Origin of the sequence: Microcoleus asticus IPMA8, from assembly GCF_013179805.1 — a bacterium.
GTDB classification, from domain to species: domain Bacteria; phylum Cyanobacteriota; class Cyanobacteriia; order Cyanobacteriales; family Microcoleaceae; genus Microcoleus; species Microcoleus asticus.
This window is the reverse complement of record NZ_SRRZ01000072.1, coordinates 29,758-36,138: the sequence shown is the minus strand read 5'-3', so window position 1 is coordinate 36,138 and position 6,381 is coordinate 29,758. Positions and strand designations below refer to the sequence as shown.

Sequence of the window (6,381 nt, the reverse complement as noted above, 5' to 3'; positions counted from 1 at the left end):
ACAACTCCTGACATTTTTTTGACCTCTATTTGGCTAGTCAATTGCAAAATGCACTTCTACTAACTGTAGCACTATTTTATGAAATTGGTATAAGAGGTGCAAATTTAGCGAGAACAGACTTAAGAAAAACAAGCTTAGACGGGGCGATTTTTGAGTAATACCAAATCCCGCTTAAATACTTTCTCTCACACCCTCTGCGTACATCCTTTCAACATTTATATGCGTTAATTCGCGTACATCCGCCACCATCTGCGGTTAAAGTTCCAAAGTAATTAACTGAGCAATTTCTTCAGTCTGAAAACCTACAGCCATAGGCTTTTGCACTGTCGGAATCACTTGCACATCATAGAGTTCGGTGACAATCCCTTCAAACCGCAACCAGTGAACGATCGCCCCAGTAGTCAAATCGATCGCCATCATACCACAGCGAGCCTCAGCATCCTTAGCCAGCAACAACTCATCCAATTCTAAACCGCTAAAAGTGTTGTCACCTCCCCGAGGTTTCGAGAGTCCAACAATTGCCCAATTTTGCCAAAATGCTAGTCCTCGCACATATCCGGGACAAAACGCAATCGCCTCAAATTTCCCTGTGTCTAAATCCACATATCCTAATTCCCCTCTCCCCGAATTCAGCAACCACAATTTATCTTGATACCAGCGCGGTGAGTGCGGCATTGACAATCCCGTAACGATAATATCATTAGATTCGATATCAATAACTATACCGCCATTTTTTCTGCGATCGCGCCAGCCATCCACCACATCCGACTGACTCGACGCCGTGACATATTTCGCCTCCCCAGCTACCATTGCTAAACCGTTGAGATGACAGCGGTCTTCGTTGATGTATTGTGAGATAAATGGAGGTTTCCAGAGAGGTTTGCAACTGTGGCGATCGCTCAAAGTAGCGATACAATTAAACAAAGTGCTAATAAAAATGGTTTGATTATTTTTATCGACTGCGATATCGTGAATGTCTATATCTCCTGTAGTATAGCCGATTCTTGGTATATATAATTTATCGTATCCTTGGTATAATTTTCCCGATTCTAAGACATTATCTAATTGCCACAGTTGATATTTTGAACTTAAATAAAGGCGTTCCGGCGTGCAGAAAAGCCCCATTGCGCGATCGAATATTCGCCAAAAAGCCGAGATTCTGTTCGCTTCTGGCACAGCACCGATTAACATTAACCTGCTGGTTTGATAGGTAGTGCAAGCGAGGCTGATTTGTTGTTGGGTTAACCAAGATGGAAAATCGCGATCGCCAAAAATCTCGTGTTCGGAGACTGTATTGAAACTTGTGCGATCGTTATTCATAGAATCACTGAGCGTAATTGCCTAAAATCAATAATCTCATAAACCCGTCGCCGCGCCACGGTAAATCGCTTCGACTTTTGAGAATTCCTGTAAAAATACTTAGAACGGAACTTACCCCCTGCGGGGGTAGTTCTGGGGGCTGTATTCTTTGTCCCGTCTCGGTTGTAGCGAATTAACTGCCGACAAACCGTAGTCATGTATTTAATATTTTCTTAATCTCACATTCCGCACCCTCAACTGTCACAATCGGTTTTTGCGGGATTTTGTGAACCAAAATAGTCATTTTTTATACACACAAGTGGAAAATTGGACTGGCGATCGCAAGTTCAATTTCGCCAAACTCCGAAAATTCGTAGTGTGACAGTTCAGGGTGCGGAATGTGGGCTTAATATTTAGGGCGAGAGTATTGTTCTATGATGAATTTAAGCAAAAACCCCGCCACATAAGGGTTGTCAAAGATTGTAGTCATGTAAAAGACTTGGACGCTCCGGGCAAGTCGCACCTCGCAATGGTTTCAGACGGAACTTACCCCGGACACAAGGTAAGTTCCGTTTAAAGCAGAAATGAGAATTCGCAAAAACGCCAACGGATCGGCTAAAGGTGACAGCCAAAACAGCCATTTACCCGATGCCCCAGTTGTATAGTAGGAAGGTGCGATCGCCAAACACAAAGCCGATCGCACCGCAACCAAAAATACATTCAATCCCAACAGCCAAAAGTGCCCAAATACACCAACCGCCGGCAGCGAACCAAACAACAAATAGCACAACACAATCGGCACCGGCAAACCTTGAACCACCAGCAACAGCCACAAATCGCCCCAAATTTGACCGCCCGAAGCAGCATCTTTCAAATCGAGTGATCGACCCCATTCATTCCCCATGAGCGATCGCGCCGAGAGCTATAAGCGTCGCTTTCTGTGCTTCAGTTAAACCTGTAACCCCAGTGATATTCATGCCTTCGTAGAGTCGGGGTGGTTTCAGTATTTTTAGGCACTCACCCGTATTGACATCCCACAGCCTTGCCGTTTCATCAGCACAGCCACTTGCTACAGTTTGACCATCCGGACTAAAACTGACTGAGTAGATTTCACGGGTATGTGCGGTGAGAGTTCTGATACATCCTCCAGTGCTGACATCCCACAGCCTCACCGTTTGATCGTAACTACTACTAACCAAGGTTTTTCCGTCTGGGCTAAAGGCAACTGACCATACCCAATTGGTATGCCCAGTCAATGTTTTGATGCAGTTACCAGTATTGACATCCCACAACTTCACCGTTTGATCGGCGCTCCCACTGACGAGGGTTTGACCGTCGGGACTAAAGCCGACGGAACAAACTTCATTCGTGTGTCCAGTCAATGTTTTGATGCAGTTGCCCGTATTGACATCCCAGAGTTTTACCGAACAGTCAAAGCTGCCACTCGCCAGGGTTTTACCACAGGGACTGAAAGTGACTGAAAATACCCAATTGCTATGTTCGGTACAAGTTCGGAAACATTGACCTGTTCTACAATCCCAAAACCTAATCGTGTAGTCACTACTGCTACTGACCACTGTTTGGCTATCTGGACTAAAGGCAACTGAAACAACCCAATCAGTATGTCCAGTGAACGTTTTGATGCAGTTGCCGGTACTGACATCCCATAGCTTCAGCGTTTTGTCACCACTCCCGCTAACGATTGTTTCACCATCGGGACTAAAGGCGACTGCACAGACTGGTTTAGTATGTCCCGTGAACGTTCTCACGCAACTGCCAGTATAGACATCCCACAGCCTCAGTGTACAGTCAAAATTACCACTAGCCAGGATCTTACCGCAGGGACTGAAAGGAACTGCTGATACCCAACTGCTATATCCTGTGTAAGTTTTGAAACATTTGCCTGTTTGACAATCCCAAAACCGAATTGTATGGTCAAAGCCACCGCTCACTGCTATTTGACCATCTTGACTGAAGGTAACGCACTCTACCCGATCGCTATGTCCGATAAACGTTCTGACACAGCTACCCATGCTAACATCCCACAACTTCACCGTTTTGTCAGCACTACAACTCACTACGGTTTGACCATCCGGACTAAAGGCGACTGATGCAACTACACTGCTATGTCCCGTGCAAATTTTAACGCACTTACCATCACGGATATCCCAAAGCCTGACTGTGCAGTCAGCACTGCCACTAGCTAGGGTTTGACCATCCGGACTGAAGGCGACTGCATAGACCCAATTCGTATGTCCGTACAAAGTCTTAAAGCACCTGCCTTTGCGAACATCCCAAAGCTTGACTGTGTTGTCGGTACTGCCACTGGCAACAGTTTCACCATCTGGACTAAAGGCGACTGCATAGACTTCATTCGTATGTCCGGTACAACTTTTGAAGCACTTACCGTTATGAATATGCCAAAACTTTACTGTGCGATCGCCACTACTGCTGACTACTGTTTGACCATCCGGACTGAAGGCGACTGAGTAGACCCCCTTACTATGTCCGGTGTAAGTTCTTAGACAGATGCCAGTACGAATATCCCAAAGCTTCACCGTTTTGTCATAACTACCACTCGCTAGGGTTTGACCATCCGGACTGAAGCAAACTGACATTACCCAGTTGATGTGCCCATGAAAGGTCAAAAGTTGTTTCCGCTTTCCCACGTCCCACAGGTGAATGTCACTATCGAGATCTGCCGTCGCGGCACATTTGCCATCTGGTGTCAGTGCTAGTGACATAACACCACCCAATATGTCAGAAAAAACCGATTGACGCAGATCCGAATTGGCGAAATTGACATTGTGCAAGTTTATCCCCTGGAGGTTGGCTTGCCAAACTGTTAGACTTGAAAAGTCATAACCGCTTAGATATACCTGTAATTGGCGAAGTAGATTGATAATATTTCCACTTACATATCCGGTCTTTAGGGGCGGTTTCCCTCGTAGCATATCAAGAATTTGAGCTAGACAATTTTCTAGAGTTTTTGAGTCGCTAAGACTCGTAATTAATCCATCAATCACTGGTTGAAGAATGAGGCGAATTTGAGTCTCTATCACATATTCTTTGGCTTGCGCTTTAACTAGAGCGTGACTCCTAAAGAGTTGAAGGTAATCGGGTTGTAAGTTAGCAAGTTTATTAGAAATTTCAACCTTTAAACATTCAACCTTTAACCCAATAATCTCTTCACAAATCTGCTCAATTAATCGAGTAATCACGTACTCCATGACTACAGGTTGTTGGGTAAATCGAGCGTTGTTTTTTTCAATCAATGACCGACGTTGCAATGAGTCTAGTGCCTGTAGGAGTTCGCTGGCTGATACGGGAGAGACAAAATCCTCTTGCAATTCCTCTAACAACACTGGTTCGCGATTGATGGCTAACCAGTACATAATCTCTTGTTCTATATCGCTCAGTCGCTGAAACTGCCGCTCTAACAAATCGCGGATATCATCAAAAATAAACGAACCTTGCTTTAAAAATTCTAAAAAGCGAGAAATACTGCTATCAAAAAAATCTGTTACCCCTGAAGCTACTATCTTTAAAGCTAAGGGATTCCCGCCATAGCGTGAAATCACGCTTGTCCATTCATCTTCTGACCCAGTAAAAGACCCCTTCGCAGAGAAAATTTTTAGTCCTTGAACTTCGGGTAAACCTGTCACTTGTAAGCAGCGAACCGGTAGTGTTTCGCCCTCTAAGGCGGCTAATCCTTGTGGTTTCTCGCGACTGGTTAATATCAAGGTGCTGTGGTGATTTGTTTCCCCAACACATTTGAGTAACTCACCATAACCTTCATATCCTTCTCGATAGCGTCCCGTGCGTGAAGCAAAGCTATGCCGCAGGGAATTGCCTGCTTGCAAAACTGATTCAGCATTATCCAAAACTACCAGACAGCGCGAGGAGCGTAAATAATTGATCAACCGCAAAATTCTGCCGTCTTTGTTTGTTGGCAAGACCCCCCCTTCGCCCCCCCTTACTAAGAGGGGGTCTTGGTTGGAGAGAAATTGAATCAGTTCAGCCAGTATCTCTTCTACGGGAGGGGCATTGCGGAGACTTCGCCAAATAACAAACTCAAATCCTGATTGTAGTTGTTGGGCTAGCTTGGCAGCCAAAGCTGTTTTACCAATCCCTCCCATCCCCAGCAACACTACCAAACGGCAATTATCCTGCACAATCCATTGTTCTAGAGTTGTCAATTCGTCATTACGATCGTAGAAAACCGAGACATCGGGTGCTTCGCCCCAATCTAGGTGTCTGTTGGCAATGAAGAGGGAGGATTTCACGTCTACAGACTGGGATAGAACCCGATCGCCCAAGTCAGAGATCGATCGCCAATCGATCGCCAATTTTCCACAAATTTCCACAAAAGTCGCATAATCAACGGTTTTTCCCGTGAGAAACCTGCTGAGAGTGGATAAAGCAAGTCCTAATTCTTCAGCAAACGCTCTTTGGCTGGGAAAGCCATTGCGCTTGAGGGCTAATTTGGCTTGCTTAATGCAGTCGCTGCGAACTTTGAGCGATCGTGACATACCCTATTCCCTCCAAAGTTATACAGATTTTAGTAGGTTACTCAAAAATCGGTAATAAGTCAGTACATTCTCGGTCTCGATCTCGGTCAACGGCAAGTTTTGATGAATTTAGTAGAGATGAGAAGTCCGATGCGGGTTCTCGATCCGAGTAAAAACACTTAGCTAACAAGCTAGGAAGCAGCGAGTCGCGCTCGCTTGAACAACATCAGGAAAAGAAGGAAGAAATAACTATGGCAACCATCAACGGCAACAACAGCAACAATAACCTTCCGGGAACAGAACAAGCCGATCGCATCCGAGGATTAGGCGGTGATGACAAGCTAGGTGGTAAGGGCGGCAATGACGAGATATTTGGAGGTTTCGGCGCAGACACGATTGATGGCGATCGGGGCGATGACAGACTTCTGGGCGATTCGCAGGGCAATGTTTTTAGTGGCGGTGACGATATCATTATTAGCTCGAATACCCCGTCGGCATCTGAGTTCGACGAAACGGTGAATCCCTTGTTCTCTGCCTTCGACCAACCCTTCCGTCCGTTCTTTACTCATAC

2 protein-coding genes and 2 pseudogenes are annotated in these 6,381 nt (G+C 45.5%); 1 reads left to right on the top strand and 3 read right to left on the bottom strand.

Annotation, left to right across the window (positions count from 1 at the left end; translation table 11 throughout):
• Nucleotides 1-255 precede the first annotated feature (255 nt).
• The 3 genes and pseudogenes from E5S67_RS19165 to E5S67_RS19155 form a co-directional block, all read right to left on the bottom strand.
• On the bottom strand, nt 256-1,320 hold the full coding sequence (locus E5S67_RS19165) for a TIGR03032 family protein (protein WP_172189920.1): 1,065 nt from the start codon (nt 1,318-1,320) through the stop codon (nt 256-258).
• Between the two features lie 514 nt (nt 1,321-1,834).
• Nucleotides 1,835-2,194: pseudogene (locus E5S67_RS19160) on the bottom strand (glycosyltransferase family 2 protein); the annotation flags it as partial.
• A complete protein-coding gene (locus tag E5S67_RS19155; RefSeq protein WP_172189918.1) occupies nt 2,193-5,831 on the bottom strand; it encodes an eIF2A-related protein in 3,639 nt (1,212 codons plus the stop codon). The pseudogene E5S67_RS19160 and the gene E5S67_RS19155, both read right to left, overlap by 2 nt.
• Before the next feature lie 230 nt (nt 5,832-6,061).
• On the opposite strand from E5S67_RS19155, the pseudogene E5S67_RS19150 reads away from it, so the two are divergent.
• Nucleotides 6,062-6,381, top strand: a pseudogene (locus E5S67_RS19150) (hypothetical protein); the annotation flags it as partial.